Source organism: Solemya velum gill symbiont, assembly GCF_002020255.1.
In the GTDB taxonomy this organism is placed as follows: Bacteria; Pseudomonadota; Gammaproteobacteria; order Chromatiales; family Chromatiaceae.
The window spans coordinates 18231-38581 of sequence record NZ_MPQG01000021.1 but is presented as its reverse complement, the minus strand read 5'-3'; the positions used below and the strand labels follow the sequence as shown (position 1 = coordinate 38581).

The window sequence follows — 20351 nt, the reverse complement described above, 5'->3', positions numbered from 1 at the left end:
CTGAACAATCGTCCCCGAAAATGTCTTGGCATTAAAACGCCCAATCAAGTATTTTTCGGGATTAACCCATCCGTTGCACTAGTGAGTTGAATCCGCGAATAAATGAACAACAGGAGGGCAATATGTTTATTGCAAGATGGATAATAGATGTTCGTTTTGGGAGGAAGGATGATTTCATAAAAAGGATTCAACAATGGTACGAAGAGGTAGGCGAGAAAGTAGGATTAACAAAAAACCATTTGCGAGTGAATACCGGTTCAATTGAAGCTATGGAATCCCGCTTTGAGTTTGATCATTCTGTGGAAAGTCTTGAAGCACTACAAACAATGTGGGACATGATGGTAAAGCTGGATTCCCATACCAAATTTGGATCAGATTTAGAGCCACTAATCGTGCCTGGCTCAAGTCATTGGGAGATTTTTCGTACGGTGGATTTATAAGAAGGTATTTTTTAGTGGGATATGATTTATTCAATTGCCAAGAATAGTCCACCGATGTTCGTTAGCAGTCGTTCGGCCTAGTTGAGCCGATTCAGACTCACGAAGGTCTGCAATTGGAAGTGGATATTCAGGCTGATAGATCAACCGCTTGCAGAAATGTTAGCGGTTTTTCTTTGCCTGTTGAATATCGTCGGTCAGTAAATGCTTCTCAATTCCTCTAACGGAGCGGGAAAGATATGCTGCCCTGAAAAATACTATTTCGGCCAGTTATTGCGTTATTTCAAGGAAATGCCGGATTTGGCGGGGCTATATATACATTAAGATTAGTGAACATTGAGGAGAGGGAGATGTTTATAAAGACTCTTTTCACATCAATGGCCACATTGATGACTGCCGGGACGATCCTGGTCTCACCAATCAGTCATGCGTACGACAAGGCGCTTGCAGAAAGTTATGCCGTCATGTTTCAGCCGGTGGTTGGTGCAAAAGCCGGTAAAGCCTTGCATGTGATGAAGCCGAAGATGTTTGTTGAAGGTCTTAAGCAAGGTAAGCAGGTCGTCGCTGTCGATATTCGTACAGAGAAAGAAACCGGTCTGTTCACACTGACAATTCCCGGAAGTCTCTCTATTCCATTAAACAAGCTGTTCTTGCCCGAGAATCTTGACCAACTGCCGACGGATGAGGTTATTGTGGTGCTATGCCAGTCAGGCGTGCGTGCTTCAGCAGCCACAACAGCTTTACGTCACATCGGATTTGAAAACACCTATATCCTGAAAGGCGGCTTCAAGGGGTTGGTGGCATATGCCGGACCGAAGGAGGCAAACACACCACCAAAAGTCAAAGCTGAGAAAGTTACAGCGAAGTAACCTTGAATGGAGATGTTAGCCAGGGATGGAGAGCGTGCCGGTTCATATGGTTATCGATGCGGTCAGGATATTGATGCCTGGTCAGACATCCCCTTGGGTGTGATCAGAATTCAGTGAAAAATCACTGTACCTGTAAGCATCAGGGGCTATGCTTACTTGTATAGCAGACGATCTCTTACCGCATAAGAATTTGAATTGGCGTAATGAAAAAGAGCAATGTTGGAACGTACCTGGCCAAGCGTGGCATCAGCCGGCGTTCATTTCTGAAGTACAGCTCTGCTATGGCATCACTGCTCGCTCTTCCGTCGACTGCTGTTGCTGGATTTACCAATCAGTTTTTGAAGGCAAAGCGACCATCTGTAATCTGGCTCTCTTTCCAGGAATGTACCGGCTGCACCGAGTCCTTGACCCGATCCCATGCCCCAACGATTGAAGACCTGATATTTGATATTATCTCGCTCGATTATCATCACACGCTGCAGGCTGCTTCGGGGGAAGCAGCAGAATCTGCCAGACAGCAGGCCATGGAAGATGCGTTCGGCGATTACTACCTGATCGTTGATGGTGCAGTTCCTGCAGGTGAAACAGCTGTCTGCTCAACTATTTCAGGGAGGAGTAACCTGGATCTTCTTCAAGAGACGATTCAGGGTGCGAAGGCTGTAATAGCAATTGGAAGTTGTGCGGCATTTGGAGGATTGCCTGCAGCTGATCCAAATCCGACTGGTGCAGCGGGTGTCTCCGAATTAATGGAGAGGGGAGAGATCGAGCAAAAGCCACTGATTAATCTTCCCGGTTGTCCGCCGTTGCCGGTCGCAATCAGCAGTGTGCTTGCACACCTTGTTGTATTTGAGGGATTTCCTGCTTTAGACGATTTGAATCGTCCACTGAGCATTTACGCCAAAACAGTGCATGATCGCTGTTCTCGCTATCATTTTTACGAAAACGAACAATTTGCAGAACGATTTGACGACGAAGGCGCACGTCAGGGGTGGTGTCTTTATAAGTTGGGCTGTAAAGGGCCGACGACACATAATGCATGCGCAGTGGTTAAATGGAACCAGGGGACCAGTTTCCCGATAGAGGCGGGCCACCCGTGTATCGGTTGCTCTGAACCGGATTTCTGGGACAAGGGTGGCTTTTACCAGACTCTCGATAGCGCAATGTTGAATTATGCACCTAAAAATGAAGCGCATGATTCACGCATTCAGGAGGGAGCGCAGCTCTATGAGGAAAACTGCGTTTACTGCCACTCATTTGACCCGACTGATTTTAAAACAGCACCGGATAAAATTGCAGATCTTCTGCGTTCCGGTGATATTCGATCGCATAGCAGGCTTCAATTTTCAGAAGACCAGCTGACAATACTGGAAAAATACCTGGAGGAAAGTCAATGAAGGCTGACATCTTTCAATTTTTTGTTGCTATTTTATTGGCAGCAGTATCACTCCTATTCTATTCTTCCAGTACGGTTGTCGCACAAACTGAAGCGCAACTCTCGGATAACAGGGTGTTCTCTGTACATGATCAGGATAGGGATGGCTTTCTTGACCAGAAAGAGTACGAGCACTTTTATATGCAGATGGTGCAGCGTCGGGAGGCAAGCGGACGCTCTCATCGTCATATGCCACTTTTTCTTTTTGAAGAGATTGATTACAACAGGAATGGACTGATCGAAGAAGAAGAGATGGCATCAGCGATGAATGCGCGCTTGAGAAAACACAGGCGCTATCGATACAGGGGGAGAAGATAGTTTTTCTCATCTCTGAGATTCAACGATACTGGAGGCGGAAATGTACGATATTAATATTCGCTTGTTAAAACCATTCATTCTTGTTTTTGTCATGCTTATGCTTGCATCCTGTACAGCAGGAGATGGGTTGTTCACACAGGATAACCCTGCAGGTTTCTGGTATGGCCTCTGGCATGGAGTTATTTCGGTTGTCACCCTGGTAATCCACTTGTTCAACGAAAATGTTCTGGTCTACGAAGTCAATAATGTTGGTGGTTGGTACGACTTCGGCTTTCTCTTGGGTGTTATCTGCATCTGGGGTGGCAGTTCTCACGTTAACTGCAAGTCGTCAGAGAAAAAGCAGCGCGAAAAAGAGTGGGACGAGATTGGAGAGAAAGTTGAGAAAAAGGTCATGCGGAGGCTAAAGGCGTGGTCGGAAGATGAAGAGGGTAGTGGCTCCTCCAAAGAGTGGGATGAGATAGGTGAAAAAGTCGAGAAGAAGCTCAAGCGCAAGATTCGTGAGTGGGCAGAGAAAGAGTAATCTGTTCAATAGTTGGTAAGGGCCGCTCTAAAGCGGCCCTGTATACAGATATCTATCCTTATTTTTCTTGAATTGTGCCAATGTAATAGACGAGTTCAAGAATACGCTGAGTGACTGAGCCACTAAAGCCTTCAAAGCCAGGACCATACACGTTCCTGCTTTTGATCTCCATGCGATACCTGTCCCCCCAGATCGGCATCTCCGTCGTACCATGAGCCTTGATGCTCTGAGCATCCTTGATCCATGCAAATACCTGCTCTTGTGGATACTCACCATCGTTTCTCTTGCTCAGGGTCGTTAAGTCAGGTGGGGCAGCTTTCATAAATTCAATGAATGGACCGTCACCTTTACCGCCCATGCCGTGGCAAGCGGCACAATGTTTCTGGAATTCCAGTTGACCAATTGATGTCAGCCCGGTCTGTTCTGCAGAATAAGCACTGCTACCAATCGCAAACAAACAGGCTGCTGCCGCCGTTTTAATCAAGTTGCATTTCGTTTGAATATTCATCGACAGGCCCTCCTTCTTATTTACGTAATAACAGGTATATATACGATATACACCACCCTCTGGCTGGGGTGCCAGTATTGTTTTTATTGCCTCTGATAACAGTATAGTCAGGGTTGCGTATCGCAAAGGTCAGAGGTGGTGTTCTAATGATTAATATCAATTAGAAATGGCTGATTTTATTATGGGGGAGGGAGCTTGATTGTTGTCAAACACCTGGTTCAAGAAAGCGTACCAGCGGCTGCCACTCTCTGTCTGACCAGGCAACAGAAAGCAGCAGGTTCTCATCCAGTTCCCAGCTTTTTGTTACTACCTGTTCATCAGCAACCTTTTCATTGAAGATACCCAGCCCCATGCATTTTTGCCGTGCTTCCATCCTGGTCCAGCATTCAAAGAAATAGTTTGATTGCTGTTGAGTGGGTAGTGCTTCAAGTTGTTCGATCTCATTGACAGAAAAGAGTTGTCGGGCAATTTTTACTGTATTTATTTTTTCCCGAATACTTTCTATGTCGATTCCCACTTGAGTATCAATGGCAATAGCCAGTGCTGCATAATCGCCGGTATGTGTCAGGTTGAATTCCAGCTTAATTCCGGGAGTGATAAGGGCGGGTTTCCCCTTTTCTCCTGAGGTAAATTGAAGTTCATGCAGTGGGCAGTTCAGATAATCACTGAGAATCTGGCGTAACCAGTAACGGCTGGCAAGAAAACGGTTTTTCTGCTGTTCAGGAATAATACGCTGGTAACGCTGCAGTTCTTTTGTATCCAGATAGCCACTGGCATTGTCTGGAAAGTTAGTGAGATTCAGTTTCCAGACATGGAGTTCTTTTTGATCAAGCAGCAGAGCAGAGATCTTGTCGATCTGCCTGATTTCTTCGAATACTATCTTTCCCGTGCTCATCTTACTCAGCCTGTGAAAACTCTTCGCTGATTGTTATCTGATTCCTTATGAAGAGCAAGACGTATATCATATGCTATTCAAATGATTGGTAAACAACATAACCATTACACCTGACTGTACGAATCAGCCTGGCGAGTGACAGATGGAAAATATTCAACGTAAGCACGAGTGGCGCGACGGTTACAAGGTAATCGAGGTATTCGGCACAATGTCAGAACTGCAGCAGCAACAAGTATTAGAGCTGTGGGCCTCTGCAGGTGTCGTTTCGCCACAACAGGCACAGCAACGGATTCACCAGGTTGTCTGTATGATTCTGGATCCACAGGGAGCTGTCTGTGGCGTTTCCACTGCCTATCTCGACAAGCTAAGGCAGGGAGGATACACATGGTACCTGATGCGTATGTTCATCAGGCCCAAAGCGCGCAAAACCATCGGCTTGCCTGCGCTTGCAAGCCGTGTCACACGAAAGCACCTTGCCAGGGTTTCTGACGATACGCAAAATGGAGCAAAGGGTACCGCGGTCATCAATGAAAACCCGGGTTTATGGAAAAAGGGAATGCATCGACACTATGTGAAAGCAGGTTGGAATTTTCAGGGAAAACGGCAGGATGGACAGGAGATCTGGATATGTCCATTCGAAGGCGAGTGGGCAGCTGATTAACCCACCCGGGCCAGGTATGTTAACCGGGATTATCTACACAAATAGAATTAAGCGGGCGACAGGATAATGCAAACAAACGATTTATTTGAATCAGCAGCCTTTATCGATGGCAACTGGATTGGTGCCGAAGATGGTGAGCAGTTTGATGTCACTAATCCGGCCAATGGTGAGGTTATCGCCAGCTTACCGAACCTGGGGTCTGCCGATACCGAAAAGGCGATCGATGCCGCGAGTAAGGCATTGCCGGCATGGCGCGCGAAAACTGCAAAAGAGCGTTCTGCAATTCTGCGCAGATGGTATGAGCTGATCCTGGAGAATCAGGACGGCCTTGCCAGCCTGATGACGCTCGAGCAGGGCAAGCCACTGGCAGAGGCAAACGGCGAGGTGATGTACGGTGCCTCCTTTGTTGAATGGTTTGCGGAAGAGGCGAAGCGTATCTATGGTGATGTTATTCCGTCGCCTTTTAATGATCGACGCTATGTCATCGTCAAGCAGTCGATCGGTGTTGTTGCTGCAATCACGCCGTGGAATTTCCCGATTGCGATGATTACACGCAAATGTGCTCCGGCACTTGCTGCCGGATGCAGCGTGGTGGTCAAGCCATCCGAGTTGACGCCCCTGTGTGCATTGGCCCTGGCAAAACTCGGAGCTGAAGCCGGTTTTCCGGCAGGTGTTTTCAATATCATCACCACCACCAAAGCGCAGGAAGTCGGGCGTGTGCTGACCTCGAGCCAGACGGTGCGCAAGCTCTCATTTACCGGTTCGACTGCAGTCGGCAAGCTGCTAATCCGGGACTGTGCCGATACCGTCAAGAAAGTCTCTATGGAACTTGGCGGCAATGCGCCTTTTATTGTCTTTGATGATGCTGACCTGAATGCTGCGGTCGCCGGCGCCATGGCATCCAAGTATCGCAACGCAGGTCAGACCTGTGTGTGTGCCAATCGGCTATTTGTTCACGATACCGTCTATGACGCTTTTGCAAAGAAGCTGGCTGCCGTCGTCAGCAAGCTCAAGGTAGGTGACGGGTTCGAAGAGGGGAGTAACCAGGGACCTCTGATCAACGAAGATGCGGTGTGCAAGGTTGAACGTCATATCCAGGATGCTGTCGACAAGGGTGCGCAGGTTGTATGTGGCGGTAAACGACATCAACGTGGTGGCACCTTTTTTGAGCCGACTGTACTGACTGACGTAACACCGGATATGCGTGTAACCCGTGAAGAGACATTCGGGCCGGTTGCACCCCTGTATCGGTTTTCCAGCGAGGCTGAAGTGATCGAGCTTGCCAATGACACCCAGTCAGGACTTGCCGCTTATTTTTACAGCAAGGATATCAGCCGCGTGTGGCGCGTTTCAGAGGCTCTCGAATACGGAATTGTCGGTGTTAACGAAGGAGTAATCTCGACGGAGGTTGCCCCATTTGGTGGCGTCAAGGAGTCTGGTCTCGGGCGTGAAGGTTCAAAATATGGTATCGAGGAGTACCTCGAGATCAAGTACATCTGCATGGGTGGTATAGAAGGCTAGCATGGCTGAATTAAACGAATCACTTCAGGAGAGATACAGTCGCCAGATACGCTTGCCGGCATTTGGCAAGGCTGTACAACAGAAACTCGTCGATGCACGTGTGCTGATTATCGGTATGGGTGGGCTTGGCTCTCCTGCTTCACTCTATCTCGCTTCTGCCGGCGTGGGACATCTCGTACTGAGCGATTTTGACCGTGTCGAGCTTTCCAACCTGCAACGCCAGATTGTGCACAGGGAAGAGAGCATCGGGGAGCCCAAGGCAATCTCCGCGCGGCAGACACTCGTATCGGTCAACTCATCGATCAGGGTCACCGCGATCGACTGGCAGCTGGATGACAATGAACTGGAGGAGCAGATCGCTGCTGCTGACGTGGTTCTCGATTGCAGTGACAATTTCGAGACGCGTTTTCAGGTCAATGCCAGCTGTTTTCGTCATAAAACGCCGCTCGTCTCAGGTGCCGCAATACGCATGGAGGGGCAGCTTGCCAGTTTTGATCCGAACCGGGATACCTCGCCCTGCTATCACTGTCTCTACGGAGATGAATCCGGTTTTGCAGAGACTTGTGCGCTTGAAGGTGTATTGTCGCCGGTTGTCGGTGTTATCGGCACTTTGCAGGCGCTTGAGGCAGTCAAGCTGATTACCGGTGTCGGTGAAACCCTGGTTGGAAAACTGCTGCTGTTTGATGCACTGGGTGGGGGCTTTCGTGAGATGCGCTTGCCGAAGGACCCCGGGTGTTCGGTCTGTTCATATTAAAGGTGCAAGGTGAAAGGTACAAGGTACAGGGAGAAAGCTGACAACTGATAACTGATAGATAAAAAAATGAGCATAACCCGGTACACCAACCTCGCTACTAAAAATCGTGTACCTTGTACCTTTCACCTTGTACCTTGAACCTAACGATAAAAAAATGAGCGAAGTCCTGTTTCTCAATATCAATGGCCCGGATCACCCGGGTGTCACGGCCAGTTTTACCAAAGTATTGGCAAGCCATTCAGTCAATATTCTTGATATCGACCAGGCCGTGACACATGACTACCTGAGTCTGGGCATGTCACTGGAAATCCCACATGGAGAGTCCTCCGAGCCTATCATGCGTGAGTTACAGGAACTTGCCCGGCAGCAGGGTGTCAGCGTCTGGTCAACACCGATTCGTCTCGAGGACTATGAGGCCTGGGTGGCACGCCAGGGTCAGCCACGTTACATCGTTACTCTGCTTGGACGCAAACTCAGTGCGGCCAATATAGCCCATGTTGCAGAGGTTGCTGCCCGTTATGGTGTCAATATCGACATGCTACGGCGTCTCTCGGGTCGCTTCCCGCTCGTACATGCTTCGGAGGCGGAGTCCGATTCCCTGCGTGCCTGCGTTGCATTTCATCTGCGTGGCGAGGTGGATGACCTTGAGTCACTGCGTCACGACCTGCTCGCAATTACCCGCGATGACGAGGTTGATCTCTCTTTCCAGCAGGACAGTCTGTACCGACGTCATCGTCGCCTGATCGTTTTTGATATGGACTCGACCCTGATCCAGTGCGAGGTGATTGATGAACTGGCCAAGCGGGCCGGTTCTGGTGAGCAGGTTGCAGCCATCACCGAAGCGGCAATGCGTGGTGAGATCGGTTTTGACGAAAGTTTCAGGCAGCGCCTTGCCACTCTGAAAGGGCTGGATGAATCGGTTCTTCAGGAGATAGCCGAAACACTGCCGATAACCGAGGGTGCGGACCGCTTGATGCGAATACTGAAACGTCTCGGTTACAAGATTGGCATTCTTTCAGGTGGCTTCAACTATTTCGCCAATCATCTGAAAGAGCGTTGGGACCTGGATTGTGTCTCGGCAAATGAACTCGATATCGTCGATGGAAAACTGACCGGGATTGTCACTGGCGACATTATCAACGGCGAGAAAAAAGCCGAGCTCTTGCAGAAGATGACGGGTCACCTGGGAATCAGCATGGAACAGACAATCGCTGTTGGCGATGGTGCCAATGATTTACCAATGCTTGGAATTGCCGGACTTGGTGTCGCGTTTCATGCCAAGCCGCTGGTCAGAGAGAGTGCGCGTCATGCGATTTCAACATTAGGCCTCGACAGTATTCTCTACCTGCTTGGAGTCAATGATCAGGAAGCGAATGCCTGATGGGTGAACAACATGTGGGAGAACATCCCTTTGACCGGCTGACACCGGATTTCATCATTGATGCCGTGGAGAGCCTCGGTCATTTGTCAGATGGCCGTATCTTTGCACTCAACAGTTATGAAAATCGCGTTTACCAGGTCGGACTTGAAGAAGAGACACCACTGATTGCCAAGTTCTACCGTCCTGGACGATGGACGAATGAGCAGATCCTTGAAGAGCACAACTTCTGCTTCGAACTTAGCGAGAGTGATATCTCCATTGTTGCGCCGTTAAGGGATGAGAGTGGCAACTCACTGTTCGAACATGAGGGCTTTCGTTTCTCACTCTATCCACGTTGTGGTGGCCGTGCTCCCGAGTTCGATAACCTCGATAACCTGTTTCACATTGGCCAGGTGCTTGGCCGTCTGCATCATATCGGTTCGCTAAAGCCCTTTGCACATCGTCCGCTTCTTGATGTAAAGAGTTTCGGCCACCAGAGTGCAGATTTTATTGCCGAGGAGTTTATTCCTTCGGCACTGAAGCTCCCTTACAGGAGTCTTGTCGGTGACTTGCTGCAACTGCTCGACGAGATCTACCAGCCCCACCAGCAGGAGCTGATACGTGTGCACGGGGATTGTCATGTCGGTAACCTGTTGTGGCGTGATGAGACTCCCCATTTTGTCGATTTTGACGATGCACGCATGGCGCCTGCTATCCAGGATGTGTGGATGTTGTTGTCAGGGGATCGTGAGCGTCGTACTGCGCAGCTGTCCGAGATAGTTGAGGGCTACAACGAGTTCAATGACTTTAATGCCTCTGAAATCTGCCTCATCGAGGCGTTTCGTACCCTGCGCATGATGCACTATGCTGCCTGGCTTGCGCAGCGTTGGCATGACCCCGCTTTCCCGAAAAACTTCCCTGATATCACCGGTGACAGGTACTGGGAGGAGCATATCCTCGAATTGAGGGAGCAGTTTTCGCTGCTGCAAGAGGAGCCGCTGCAGCTCTGGTAGGGAATCGCCCCGAGGCGGGGCTCCTACAATCCCGGGATTGCCTCGGCTGGAACCGTTCCATACGCTCCCCGGCATTTCTGCTCTCTCTTGTAGGAGCGGCACCTCGCCGCGATAAGCAGTTTACGGACGTAACTCAATCCAGTTAACACTGCTCGAAGGCGACCAGCGTGACTGCAATCCCCATTCCCTGTCGTCAGGGTAGAGGCTCAAGTGCCAGTTGATACCTTCCTGTACCTCGCCGTAACTGCCGCGGTAGATTCCGTCAGCCTCTTGCAGCAACAGGATGTGCATGTCGAATTCGGCTTTTGTCGGGTGGCTCAGATCCAGTCTCAACTGTTGAGGTGCGATTGCTTGCGGTGCAAATTGCAGTTCGACATTACTCTCCGCAAGGTTCATGCGTACAGCGATATTGAGTTCTGCGGCTCGTTTCAACCGACTCTTGTCGAGATTGATCGCCAGGCCTTCCTTGTAGTAATCATCCGTCACCAGTGGGTCGGCACCATCGACTGCAATATAGACGGTTATTAAGGCCGCAACTACGGTTCCGGCCGGGAGCGAAATGATGAACCAGGGCCAGAACTGGCGGTACCAGGGCTTAGTATCTTCTTGTGTCATAATTCCTACTTAATCAGTGGGCCAAGGAAACGGCCATTCTCGGAGTGCTTGGCCTCTTTATTGTCACGTGCTTCAACATGGAAGATGACCTCGCTGCTGCGACTTTTCAGCATGATGGGGTCTGCATGAAGGCGTATAGGAACATCTTTGACGCCGCCCGTTACAACCTTGATGCCTTCAGACGTGCCGACAAGTTTCAGACCTTCGATACCGCTTGCCTTGATGTCGAATACCTGGTCCTCGTTGGTCATGTTGATCAACTTGAGCGTGTAGACGTTTTCGATCAGTCCCTGGCTTGTTTCGTTATAGAGTGTATTTCGGTCACGGATAATATTGACTTCCAGCGGCACGCGCGATGCGACTCCGTAGACCAGTCCGGCAGTCAGTGCGACCAGCAGGGCAGTGTAGAAAAGGATACGCGGGCGCAAGATTTTCGTGGCCTTGCCGAACAGGGCATTTTCAGTGGTGTACTTGATTAGCCCCTTGGGATAACTCATCTTTTCCATGACATCATCGCATACATCAATACAGGCAGCGCAACCAATGCACTGGTACTGCAATCCATCACGAATATCGATGCCGACCGGACACACCTGGATACAGAGTTTGCAGTCAATACAGTCTCCGAGTCCGGCCTCGGCTGATGAGGCGCCGCGTTTCCTTGCACCACGTGGATTACCACGCTTTTCGTCATACGAGATGATCAGGGTGTCATGGTCGAACATGGCGCTTTGGAAACGTGCATAGGGGCACATATAGATACACACTTGCTCACGCAACCAGCCTGCGTTGCCATAGGTGGCAACGCCGTAGAAGATGATCCAGAAGGTTTCCCATGGACCGAGAGTCATGTGGATGACGGACTGTGACAGTTCGGTGATCGGTGTGAAATAGCCGACAAATGTAAAGCCGGTCCACAGTGAGAATGCGATCAGGACAAAGTGTTTGAAAGTCTTGATGCCAACCTTTCTGGCGCTCAACGGTGCTTTATCGAGTTTGATTTGCTTTTGGCGCGAGCCTTCGATTTTGCGCTCGAACCAGAGAAAGATCTCTGTCCAGACTGTCTGTGGACAGGCGTAGCCGCACCACAGGCGTCCGGCCAGTGTCGTAAAGAAGAATAGTGCGACTGCAGCGATAATCAGCAGGATCGTCAGCAGGAAGAAGTCCTGTGGCCAGAAAGTGAAGCCGAAAACATAGAATTTGCGCTCTGGCAGGTCGAACAGAATTGACTGGTGATTGTCCCAGTTGATCCATGGAAGACCATAGTAAAGTCCGAGCAGGGTAACCATGGTGAGGTTGCGCAACAGCGCAAAAATACCGTGCACCTCACGAGGGTAGATTTTCTCGCGTTTTTTGTAGAGTTCGTCCTGACTCGGATCGGTCGTATTGCTTGTCATGGCACCAGTTGAGTTGTGTTCAACTACGGGTTGTGAGAATCGGCCTATTTTACTGATCTGGAGCCTGTCCGTCATTGATAATTCTCGGCGGGCAGGGCTTTCTGAAATAGCAGGTGAGGGCGCAGCTGATCGAGGTGATGAGCCAGAAAAAGAAGAAGCCTATTGTATATCCACCGGTACGTGTGACCTCAATACCCGAGATCATGGCAAGATCACTGGGGTCGAAGATGACGAAAAAGAGTGCCGTAGCCAGTGAGGCGATGATAAAGGATGGCCACAGGACAGATGTGATCTGTTGCACGAGTGGCAGGCTCTGCCCGGAGGTTTCTTGCTGTTGTTGTTCGTTCATAGATCGAAGTCTAGCATTATTACAAGGCAAAAAAAAAGCCGGGCTGAAACAGCCCGGCGAGGTCCATATTACTTAGTTTGAAAGGCTATAGATGTAAGCAGCAATCAGGTGTGACTTGTCATTGCCAAGAAACTCCTTGTGTGCCGGCATGACGCCTTGACGACCTTCCAGAATGGTCTTCTTGACAACTCCCGCACTGGCTCCGTAAAGCCAGATTTCGTCGGTAAGGTTAGGTGCGCCCAGTGCCTGGTTACCTGTGCCGTCCATACCGTGACAGGCAATACAGCCAAGTGTCAGGAATTGTGCCTTGCCTGCTTCAGCAGAGGCTGCATCGATACCTTCGCGACCACTGAGGCTGAAGACATAGTCAGTCAGCTGATCCAGTTGTTCACCTTCTACACGACCCTTATGAGGAATCATGACACCAGTACGGCCATTCATGATTGTCTCCTTGATCTTTTCAGGAGAACCACCCCACAGCCAATCGTTGTCTGCCAGGTTAGGATAGCCGGTTGCACCGGTTGCCGTTGAACCGTGGCACTGCGAGCAGTAGGAGAGGTACATGCGCTTGCCCATGGCCAGCGCCTCTTCATTCTCCGGCTTGCTTGCCAGGTCTGCGATACCGATCGCCGCGTACTTCTTGAAGATCGGATCGTATTTCTCGGCCGCCTGTTGCATTTCGCCTTCATACTGACCGGTTGAGCTCCAGTTGCCTGCACCCTGGAAGAGACCCAGGCCAGGGAAGTATGCGAGGTATCCAGCAGCAAAGATGATGGTGATCCAGAACATCCACAGCCACCAGCGGGGCAGCGGGTTATTGTACTCCTGCAGATCCTCGTCCCAGGTGTGACCTGTGACATCACCGCTTTCGGCTTCGCCTGCACGCTTGCGCATGGTCCACCAGATGAGCCAGATACAGGCAAGAATGTTGCCTACTGTGAGTATGATGATCCAGTTGCTCCAGAAACTGCTCATTGGATATCCTCCTTTTTCAGGGTTGCCTTGTGTGTTGCGTCATCTTCAAAGGGCAGGTGAGCCGCTTCATCGAATGCATGGGTGCGTTTTTTGCTGTATGCCCATACGATAATTCCGATAAAAATAGCCAGCATTATCACCGTGTGCCAAGAGCGAAAATCATTAATATCCATGATGATCACCTCTTGATCGCAGTGCCCAGACCTTGAAGGTAGGCAATTAGTGCATCGGCTTCTGTTTTTCCGGCAACCTCGCCCTGTGCCGCATCCATATCAGCATCAGAATAGAGGTCACATGTTGGGCAGGTAGCGCCAACAGCGATGTTCAGAGCAGCCATCTTCTTGGCGGTATTTGCACCGTCAAGCGTGTTGCTGAACAGCCATGGGAACGAAGGCATGTTGGACTCTGGTACAACGTCACGCGGGTTGTTGAGGTGCGCCGCGTGCCAGTCGTCACTGTAGCGCTCGCCAACACGTGCCAGATCAGGACCGGTACGCTTTGAACCCCACTGGAACGGGTGGTCATAGACAGACTCACCGGCGACAGAGTAGTGACCGTAGCGCTCGGTCTCTGCACGGAAAGGACGAATCATCTGTGAATGGCAGTTGTAGCAGCCTTCACGGATATAGACATCGCGACCTTCGAGACGCAGTGCGCTGTACTTGGTTACACCCTCAACAGGCGTGGTTGTATCTTTCAGGAAGAAGAGTGGAACGATTTCCACCAGACCGCCAACACTGATCACCAGGACGATCAGGATAGCCATCAACCCGATATTAGTTTCTACGCGTTCATGAGACATTGATATATCCTCCTTCTGTTAGTGCGCAGCTTCAGGAATAACATCCTGAGCGGGTTGAGCGTTGGCTACTGTTTTCCAGACGTTGTATGCCATCAGAAGCATGCCGAACAGGAACATGGCGCCACCAAGCAGACGAACGTTGTAGAAAGGATAGGTACGCTCGACTGACTCGATGAAAGAGTAGGTGAGGGTACCGTCAGAGTTAACAGCGCGCCACATCAGGCCCTGCATAACTCCGGCAATCCACATCGCAGCGATATAGAGAACGACACCGATGGTAGCGATCCAGAAGTGCAGCTCAACCAGCGCGGTCGAGAACATGCCTTCACGACCGAAGAGCTTCGGAATCAGGCCGTAGAGTGAACCAATGGCGACCATTGCAACCCAGCCGAGTGCACCAGAGTGAACGTGTCCAACAGTCCAGTCAGTGTAGTGGGAGAGTGCGTTGACGGTCTTGATAGACATCATCGGACCTTCGAAGGTGGACATACCGTAGAAGGAGAGTGAAACGATCAGGAACTTGAGAACCGGATCAGTGCGCAGCTTGTGCCATGCGCCTGACAGGGTCATGATTCCGTTGATCATGCCGCCCCAGGAAGGTGCGAGCAGAATCAGCGAGAAGACCATGCCGACAGACTGGGTCCAGTCAGGCAGTGCTGTGTAGTGCAGGTGATGAGGACCGGCCCACATGTAGATAGAAACCAGTGCCCAGAAGTGCACAACGGAGAGGCGGTACGAGAAGACCGGACGGCCAGCCTGCTTCGGTACGAAATAGTACATCATGCCGAGGAAAGCTGCAGTCAGGAAGAAGCCTACCGCGTTGTGACCATACCACCATTGAATCATGGCATCGATAGCTCCGGGGTAGAAGCTATAGGATTTCGTCAGGGTAACAGGAATCGCAGCGCTGTTGACGATGTGCAGAATTGCAATGGTCAGGATGAATGCGCCGAAGAACCAGTTAGCCACGTAGATGTGCTTGACCTTACGCTTCAGGATAGTGCCGAAGAAGACCAGGGCATAAGAGACCCAGACAACCGCGATCAGCAGATCGATTGGCCATTCGAGTTCAGCATATTCCTTACCACTGGTGAAACCCAGGGGAAGTGAAACAGCCGCCAGTACGATGATCAGGTTCCAGCCCCAGAAGGTGAAACCGGCCAGGCCACTGGCAAACAATCGTGTCTGACAGGTGCGTTGCACTATGTAGTAAGAGGTGGCAAAGAGAGCTGATCCGCCAAAGGCAAAGATAACAGCATTAGTATGAAGCGGGCGCAGTCGACCATATTGCAGGTATTGCTGAAACACTTCAGGAAGCATCTCAGTCATCGTCGGAAAGGCCAGCTGTGCAGCGATAATGACACCTACCAACATACCGACGATACCCCACACGACGGTCATGATGGCAAATTGCCGCACCACTTTATAGTTGTACGTTGTTTCAGTCATAACACAATTTCCCCTGGAAAAATTTGGAAACGAGACTCTTAATTAATTATTTAAGAGTTCGCGAGCAATTTTGATGGAATATACCGGAATACTTATTGACCTAAGTCAAATAAGGTGCGATTCTTTCATTAGAATTGTGATGCTCCGGGAACTTTTTCCTAATAGCTGAACCGGGGTCTAGAGTTAGAATTTGTATATACAACCTGGGTGATTCATGGCCGATATAAAGCAAGGCAAAATAAAAAGCAGGGAATCACAGCTTAGCACTACACTGAAAGATCAACTTCGGTGTCAGAGCTGTGGATTGACACCACTTTGTCTGCCAGTTGGCATGTCGGAAGCAGAGACAGAAAAGCTTGATTCGATTGTTCATCGCAACACGCCATACCACAAAGGTGACCATCTTTTCAGGCAGGGTGACAAGTTCAAGGGCATTTATGTCATCACGTCAGGTTCGGTGAAATCCTACTATATTAATAAGCACGGTGAAGAGTGCATCGTCGGTTTCTACCTTCCGGGTGAGCTGATCGGTCTCGATGCCATACACAATCGCGTCTACTCATGTAGTGTAGCTGTGCTGGAAACCACCTCTGCGTGTGAGGTTCCTTTCAGCCAGTTACAGAGCCTGACGTCAGAAATACCAAGCCTGCAACACCAGCTCATGTGTCTCCTCAGCAAGGAGGTTCACAACGACTGCGAAATGGTTGCCATCCTTGCCAGCCACTCGGCCGAAGAGCGCCTTGCCTCTTTCCTGTTGTCACTCTCGTCGCGCTACAAATCGCGCAGCTTGTCGGCGCTGGAATTCAACCTCAGCATGTCACGAACAGAAATAGCCAGTTTTCTTGGTCACGCGGTCGAAACTGTGAGCCGGACATTTTCCCGTTTCCAGGAACAGGGATTGCTGGAGGTCAACAGGAAGCAGGTTAAATTGCTCAATATCGAAGCCCTGGCCGACCTTGGGGACAATACCCTTACGAGCTCAACAACGGGATTCCCCTGAACGGATAATGACCATGAACGCAGGCAAATTTGGAGCTGGCCTGTTACAGTTTCTACACCTGCTGCGCACAGGTTTCTGTGAGCATCGCGGCATCGAAAGAGCCGCAACACTCACCTATACAACCCTGCTATCACTGGTACCACTGATGACCGTGGTGCTTGCCGTCCTGTCAGCATTTCCGGTTGCAGAACGTATGAGTGAAGTCGTGCAGGACTTTGTTTTTAATAATTTTGTTCCCGCATCAGGTGAGCAGGTTCAGATGTATCTGAACCGTTTTGTCAGTAACGCAGCCCGGCTTACCGGTACCAGTTTTGTCGTACTCATACTGGTTGCTTTCCTGATGATGCGCAATATCGACCTCGCCTTGAATGCAATCTGGGAGACGCATGCCAAGCGCCGTCCGTTAATGCAGTTTCTAACCTACTGGGCACTGCTGTCGCTAGGACCGATCCTGGTGGTATCCAGTTTTGCTGCAACCTCCTACCTGATCTCCTTGCCGTTGCTGGTTGAGGCAGACCAGACGCTTGGTATAGGGGACCACATGATTGCAGTCGCACCGGTTGCCACCTCGGCACTTGCCTTTACACTGATGTACCTGGTGATTCCAAATCGCAGGGTGCCCGTGTTGGATGCACTGGCCGGAGGCCTGCTGGCTGCACTGCTGTTTGAGGTGGCAAAACGTGCCTTTGCAGTCTACGTGACATCATTTCCGAGTTACGAGGCGATATACGGTGCGCTTGCAGTGATCCCGATTTTTCTCGTGTGGCTCTACCTCACCTGTATCATTTTTCTCCTCGGAGCGGAATTTACCCACAGCCTGGAGCTGTTTCGCCATTACGGGACTGCTGAAAACAGGGTGCGGGCCGGATTGCCGCAACTGCTCCAGCTCTTGTCGATATTTCACTGTGCACAGCAGGCGGGTGGAGATGTCGTGCCTGACAAAATTGTGCAGTCGGGAACAACGGGTATAGGGCGGCTTTCGATGGAGAAGCTGATCGGTATGCTCGACAAGGCGAAGCTGATCACTCGTACAGAGAGAAGGACATGGGTTTTGCAACAGGACCTGCGCAAGCTGACCCTGTATGACCTGATGCAGAAAACAAACTTGCCATTACCGGCAACCGACGAGGCCTTTCATGATGAGAAAATTGGCGCCAGGGTGACGCCATTGATCCAGACTGCTCGCGATGGGGTTCGAGAAGCACTGGATGCATCACTGGATGATTTAATCGATTAGTCCGGGTATCTGCCTGTTTCCAATATAATTATTCTGTCCGAATAAAAAAGCCGGCTCTGCAGCCGGCTTTTTCATGCAAACTGTATCCGGAATCAGACGCAGCCGGTCGGCTTTGGCAGGCCGCCGTACTTGGTGATCGGCTTCATTGGACCTGTTGTCCACTGCTTGAAAAGGATCTTCTTGTCGACGCCGATGTACTTGGAAAAGATACGGATGGCCGGAACCACGTTCTCATCATCGTAATACTCACGGGCCTTCATGATCTGGTCCCATTTGTCGTCGTCCAGTTCGAAGCCATCGGCCTCTGCCATTGCACGTCCAATCTCTGGTGTCCAGTCAGCCATACTTCTCAGGTAACCGTCGCCATCGCGCTCAGGAATTTCTACACTCATCGTTTTTACTCCAAAAGATAAAACCTATTAAAACACTTGGTAATTATTGTGACGAATTTATGCCCATTCGTCCAGTTTTAATTACCTTTCAAGATTGATGGGAAATTGCTGCGGATTAATTTTTTCTGGTTTTGACCTTTTCAACGCGGCATTCGGCCTCGCCGGATGCGAATTTCAGATTGAGCCAGTCACCTTCGGAAAGTGTGGCTGCGTCACGCACAGCAAGGCGTTCTGTATCGAACGCAATTGCGTAACCTCGATCGAGGGTGGCCAACGGGCTCAACAGGTGCAGGGGCGTAGCGGCTGAAACAAAGCGCTGTCGCAGCAAGGCGAGTTGGCGGTTAATGCCCTTGTGCAGCAGAGTCTGCTGTCGTTCCAGTTGCTCCCTGGCCTCTACCAGCCGTCGCCCGGGCGCCTGCAGTAAAAGTCTCTGGCGAAGGCCTGCCAGGCGTGAATTAGTACCTTGCAGTTGGCTCCTTGCGAGTAGTTCGAGACGACGCTGCTGTTGATGCAGGCTGCTTTCAATCTGCTGCAGTTTGCGTCCCGGGTGATGTACTGCAATCCGTCGGTTGATGTAATCGACAGTTTGCGAGAGTTGCATCAGGGTGCGCGATAAGGCTGTTGAGTGACGCTGCTGCAAGCGCTGCAGTTGCTGCAGCAGTGCGCGCTGGTCCGGGCAGGCAAGCTCGGCTGCCGCCGACGGTGTTGCAGCACGCTGGTCTGCAACATAGTCGCACAGACTGGTATCGACCTCGTGCCCGACTGCTGATATGACCGGCATTGGCAGTTGCCCGATACTTCGTACCAGCTGCTCGTCGTTGAATGGCATCAGGTCCTCAAACGAACCGCCGCCGCGTGTCACGATGAGTAAATTACATTCGTTACGTTTTCCGATCAGCTGCACCATGCGTGTCATCTCTGCAGCTGCCTCTGCACCCTGTACCGTGACAGGGTAGATGATAAGACGGGTCATCGGGCTGCGTCTCTGCATGACGCTGATAACATCATGCAGAGCCGCACCTGAAGCAGATGTCATGACGCCGACACTGGCTGGGAAGGGTGGAATCTCCTGCTTTGCTGCAGCATCGAACAGGCCCTCGGCATCGAGTTTCTGCCTGAGCTGCTCGACCTGTTGGCGCAGCGCACCTTCACCGGCCATCTCCATCTGTTCGATAATCAGCTGGTAGTCACCGCGTGGTTCATACAGGGTGACGCGGGCACGGACGATCACTTGCATGCCATTTTCGGGAGCAAATCGCAGATAGTTGCGTTTGTTTCTGAACAGGGCCGCGCGAACCTGTGCCTGCGAATCTTTCAGTGAAAAATAGATGTGGCCGGAACGTGGCATGGCAAGATTGCTGATTTCACCGCTAATCCATAGCAGCGGGAAACTGCCTTCCAGTGCCGAACGCACTTCCATATTGAGGCGGCTGACGGTGAAAATATCACGTTGGCGCTCAAGTTCAGCCATCGGATTCCAGTTTTGACGGGGTGCGCGTATGTCCGGCTTCACGCAGTTTTTCGAGATATTCGTTCCAGTAGAGCGCCTGCTTGCGGCCGAGGTCATGCAGGTAGGCCCAGTCGTAGAGGCCCGAGTCATGACCGTCGTCGTAGACTATTTTGATTGCGTATTGTCCAACCGGAAGGATATTTTCAATATTGACATCTTGTTTGTCGAGCTGCAGCTTGGCGCCCTGGCCCCAGTGTCCGCGTACTTCCGCAGATGGAGAGTAGACGCGCAGGAATTCAGCCGGATATTCGAAGCTGCTGCCGTCATCAAATTCGATTTCGAGACGATGTGAGGCCTGGTGCATGACGATGTTTGTCGGATGAGGCGTGTCAGACAT

At 50.8% G+C, this 20351-nt stretch carries 24 protein-coding genes; 12 read left to right on the top strand and 12 right to left on the bottom strand.

Annotated features, from left to right (window positions below; genetic code table 11):
• Positions 1-122: 122 nt before the first annotated feature.
• The 5 genes from BOW06_RS11750 to BOW06_RS11730 all read left to right on the top strand — a co-directional run bounded on the left by BOW06_RS11750 (position 123) and on the right by BOW06_RS11730 (position 3576).
• Positions 123-440 carry a hypothetical protein gene (locus BOW06_RS11750; RefSeq protein WP_078454787.1) on the top strand — a complete coding sequence of 106 codons (318 nt, stop codon included), beginning with the start codon at positions 123-125 and terminating at the stop codon, positions 438-440.
• A gap of 347 nt (positions 441-787) precedes the next feature.
• Complete coding sequence (locus BOW06_RS11745) at positions 788-1306, top strand: rhodanese-like domain-containing protein (protein ID WP_078455060.1); 519 nt, start codon at positions 788-790, stop codon at positions 1304-1306.
• Positions 1307-1509: 203 nt separating this feature from the next.
• Entirely contained in the window at positions 1510-2700 is a 1191-nt protein-coding gene (locus tag BOW06_RS11740; RefSeq protein WP_078454785.1) for a hydrogenase small subunit, read from the top strand.
• On the top strand, positions 2697-3056 hold the full coding sequence (locus tag BOW06_RS11735; RefSeq protein WP_078453471.1) for an EF-hand domain-containing protein: 360 nt from the start codon (positions 2697-2699) through the stop codon (positions 3054-3056). Before BOW06_RS11740 ends, BOW06_RS11735 begins: the two co-directional genes overlap by 4 nt.
• Positions 3057-3096: 40 nt before the next feature.
• Positions 3097-3576, top strand: coding sequence for a hypothetical protein (locus tag BOW06_RS11730; protein ID WP_143555837.1), 480 nt, complete (start codon positions 3097-3099; stop codon positions 3574-3576).
• Between the two features lie 58 nt (positions 3577-3634).
• Here the strand turns inward: BOW06_RS11730 and BOW06_RS11725 are convergent, their stop codons facing one another.
• Together BOW06_RS11725 and BOW06_RS11720 are read right to left on the bottom strand one after the other, a co-directional pair.
• On the bottom strand, positions 3635-4084 hold the full coding sequence (locus BOW06_RS11725; RefSeq protein ID WP_052132223.1) for a c-type cytochrome: 450 nt from the start codon (positions 4082-4084) through the stop codon (positions 3635-3637).
• A 205-nt stretch (positions 4085-4289) separates the two neighbouring features.
• Positions 4290-4979 (bottom strand): 4'-phosphopantetheinyl transferase family protein, encoded by a 690-nt coding sequence (locus BOW06_RS11720; protein ID WP_052132222.1) that lies wholly within the window; start codon positions 4977-4979, stop codon positions 4290-4292.
• A 142-nt stretch (positions 4980-5121) separates the two neighbouring features.
• Here BOW06_RS11720 and BOW06_RS11715 point away from each other — a divergent pair, with 142 nt between their 5' ends.
• The 5 genes from BOW06_RS11715 to BOW06_RS11695 all read left to right on the top strand — a co-directional run bounded on the left by BOW06_RS11715 (position 5122) and on the right by BOW06_RS11695 (position 10288).
• A complete protein-coding gene (locus BOW06_RS11715) occupies positions 5122-5640 on the top strand; it encodes a hypothetical protein (protein ID WP_043117436.1) in 519 nt (172 codons plus the stop codon).
• Positions 5641-5706: 66 nt separating this feature from the next.
• The gene (locus BOW06_RS11710; RefSeq protein WP_078453469.1) at positions 5707-7161 is read left to right on the top strand and encodes an NAD-dependent succinate-semialdehyde dehydrogenase; all 1455 of its coding nucleotides are present in this window, start codon (positions 5707-5709) and stop codon (positions 7159-7161) included.
• Between the two features lies 1 nt (position 7162).
• Positions 7163-7915 carry a molybdopterin-synthase adenylyltransferase MoeB gene (locus tag BOW06_RS11705; protein ID WP_078454783.1) on the top strand — a complete coding sequence of 251 codons (753 nt, stop codon included), beginning with the start codon at positions 7163-7165 and terminating at the stop codon, positions 7913-7915.
• A gap of 154 nt (positions 7916-8069) precedes the next feature.
• Positions 8070-9296, top strand: a complete 1227-nt coding sequence (gene serB, locus BOW06_RS11700) for a phosphoserine phosphatase SerB (protein WP_043117940.1) — start codon at positions 8070-8072, stop codon at positions 9294-9296.
• Positions 9296-10288, top strand: coding sequence for a serine/threonine protein kinase (locus tag BOW06_RS11695; RefSeq protein WP_078455059.1), 993 nt, complete (start codon positions 9296-9298; stop codon positions 10286-10288). Before serB ends, BOW06_RS11695 begins: the two co-directional genes overlap by 1 nt.
• 120 nt (positions 10289-10408) lie before the next feature.
• On the opposite strand, the gene BOW06_RS11690 is transcribed toward BOW06_RS11695, so the two are convergent.
• The 7 genes from BOW06_RS11690 to ccoN form a co-directional block, all read right to left on the bottom strand.
• A complete protein-coding gene (locus tag BOW06_RS11690) occupies positions 10409-10903 on the bottom strand; it encodes a FixH family protein (RefSeq protein ID WP_078454781.1) in 495 nt (164 codons plus the stop codon).
• Between the two features lie 5 nt (positions 10904-10908).
• Complete coding sequence (gene ccoG / locus BOW06_RS11685; RefSeq protein WP_078454789.1) at positions 10909-12300, bottom strand: cytochrome c oxidase accessory protein CcoG; 1392 nt, start codon at positions 12298-12300, stop codon at positions 10909-10911.
• A gap of 49 nt (positions 12301-12349) precedes the next feature.
• Positions 12350-12649 carry a hypothetical protein gene (locus tag BOW06_RS11680; protein WP_052132221.1) on the bottom strand — a complete coding sequence of 100 codons (300 nt, stop codon included), beginning with the start codon at positions 12647-12649 and terminating at the stop codon, positions 12350-12352.
• 72 nt (positions 12650-12721) lie between these two features.
• A complete protein-coding gene (gene ccoP / locus BOW06_RS11675) occupies positions 12722-13624 on the bottom strand; it encodes a cytochrome-c oxidase, cbb3-type subunit III (RefSeq protein ID WP_043117427.1) in 903 nt (300 codons plus the stop codon).
• A complete protein-coding gene (locus BOW06_RS11670; protein WP_043117426.1) occupies positions 13621-13797 on the bottom strand; it encodes a CcoQ/FixQ family Cbb3-type cytochrome c oxidase assembly chaperone in 177 nt (58 codons plus the stop codon). Before BOW06_RS11670 ends, ccoP begins: the two co-directional genes overlap by 4 nt.
• A gap of 5 nt (positions 13798-13802) precedes the next feature.
• Positions 13803-14432: a cytochrome-c oxidase, cbb3-type subunit II gene (gene ccoO / locus BOW06_RS11665; protein ID WP_143555838.1), complete on the bottom strand. Its 630-nt coding sequence runs from the start codon at positions 14430-14432 to the stop codon at positions 13803-13805.
• Positions 14433-14444: 12 nt separating this feature from the next.
• The gene (gene ccoN / locus BOW06_RS11660) at positions 14445-15875 is read right to left on the bottom strand and encodes a cytochrome-c oxidase, cbb3-type subunit I (protein ID WP_078453467.1); all 1431 of its coding nucleotides are present in this window, start codon (positions 15873-15875) and stop codon (positions 14445-14447) included.
• A gap of 223 nt (positions 15876-16098) precedes the next feature.
• Here ccoN and fnr point away from each other — a divergent pair, with 223 nt between their 5' ends.
• Together fnr and BOW06_RS11650 are read left to right on the top strand one after the other, a co-directional pair.
• Positions 16099-16875, top strand: a complete 777-nt coding sequence (fnr, locus tag BOW06_RS11655; RefSeq protein ID WP_370606302.1) for a fumarate/nitrate reduction transcriptional regulator Fnr — start codon at positions 16099-16101, stop codon at positions 16873-16875.
• A 13-nt stretch (positions 16876-16888) separates the two neighbouring features.
• Positions 16889-18112, top strand: a complete 1224-nt coding sequence (locus BOW06_RS11650; protein WP_179115173.1) for a virulence factor BrkB family protein — start codon at positions 16889-16891, stop codon at positions 18110-18112.
• Positions 18113-18204: 92 nt separating this feature from the next.
• Here BOW06_RS11650 and BOW06_RS11645 read toward each other — a convergent pair whose 3' ends face one another.
• The 3 genes from BOW06_RS11645 to BOW06_RS11635 form a co-directional block, all read right to left on the bottom strand.
• Positions 18205-18504, bottom strand: coding sequence for a TusE/DsrC/DsvC family sulfur relay protein (locus tag BOW06_RS11645; protein WP_043117422.1), 300 nt, complete (start codon positions 18502-18504; stop codon positions 18205-18207).
• A gap of 115 nt (positions 18505-18619) precedes the next feature.
• Positions 18620-19975 (bottom strand): exodeoxyribonuclease VII large subunit, encoded by a 1356-nt coding sequence (xseA, locus tag BOW06_RS11640; RefSeq protein WP_179115172.1) that lies wholly within the window; start codon positions 19973-19975, stop codon positions 18620-18622.
• Positions 19968-20351 carry a gamma-butyrobetaine hydroxylase family protein gene (locus BOW06_RS11635; protein ID WP_043117420.1) on the bottom strand — a complete coding sequence of 128 codons (384 nt, stop codon included), beginning with the start codon at positions 20349-20351 and terminating at the stop codon, positions 19968-19970. The genes xseA and BOW06_RS11635 overlap by 8 nt, the downstream gene beginning before the upstream one ends.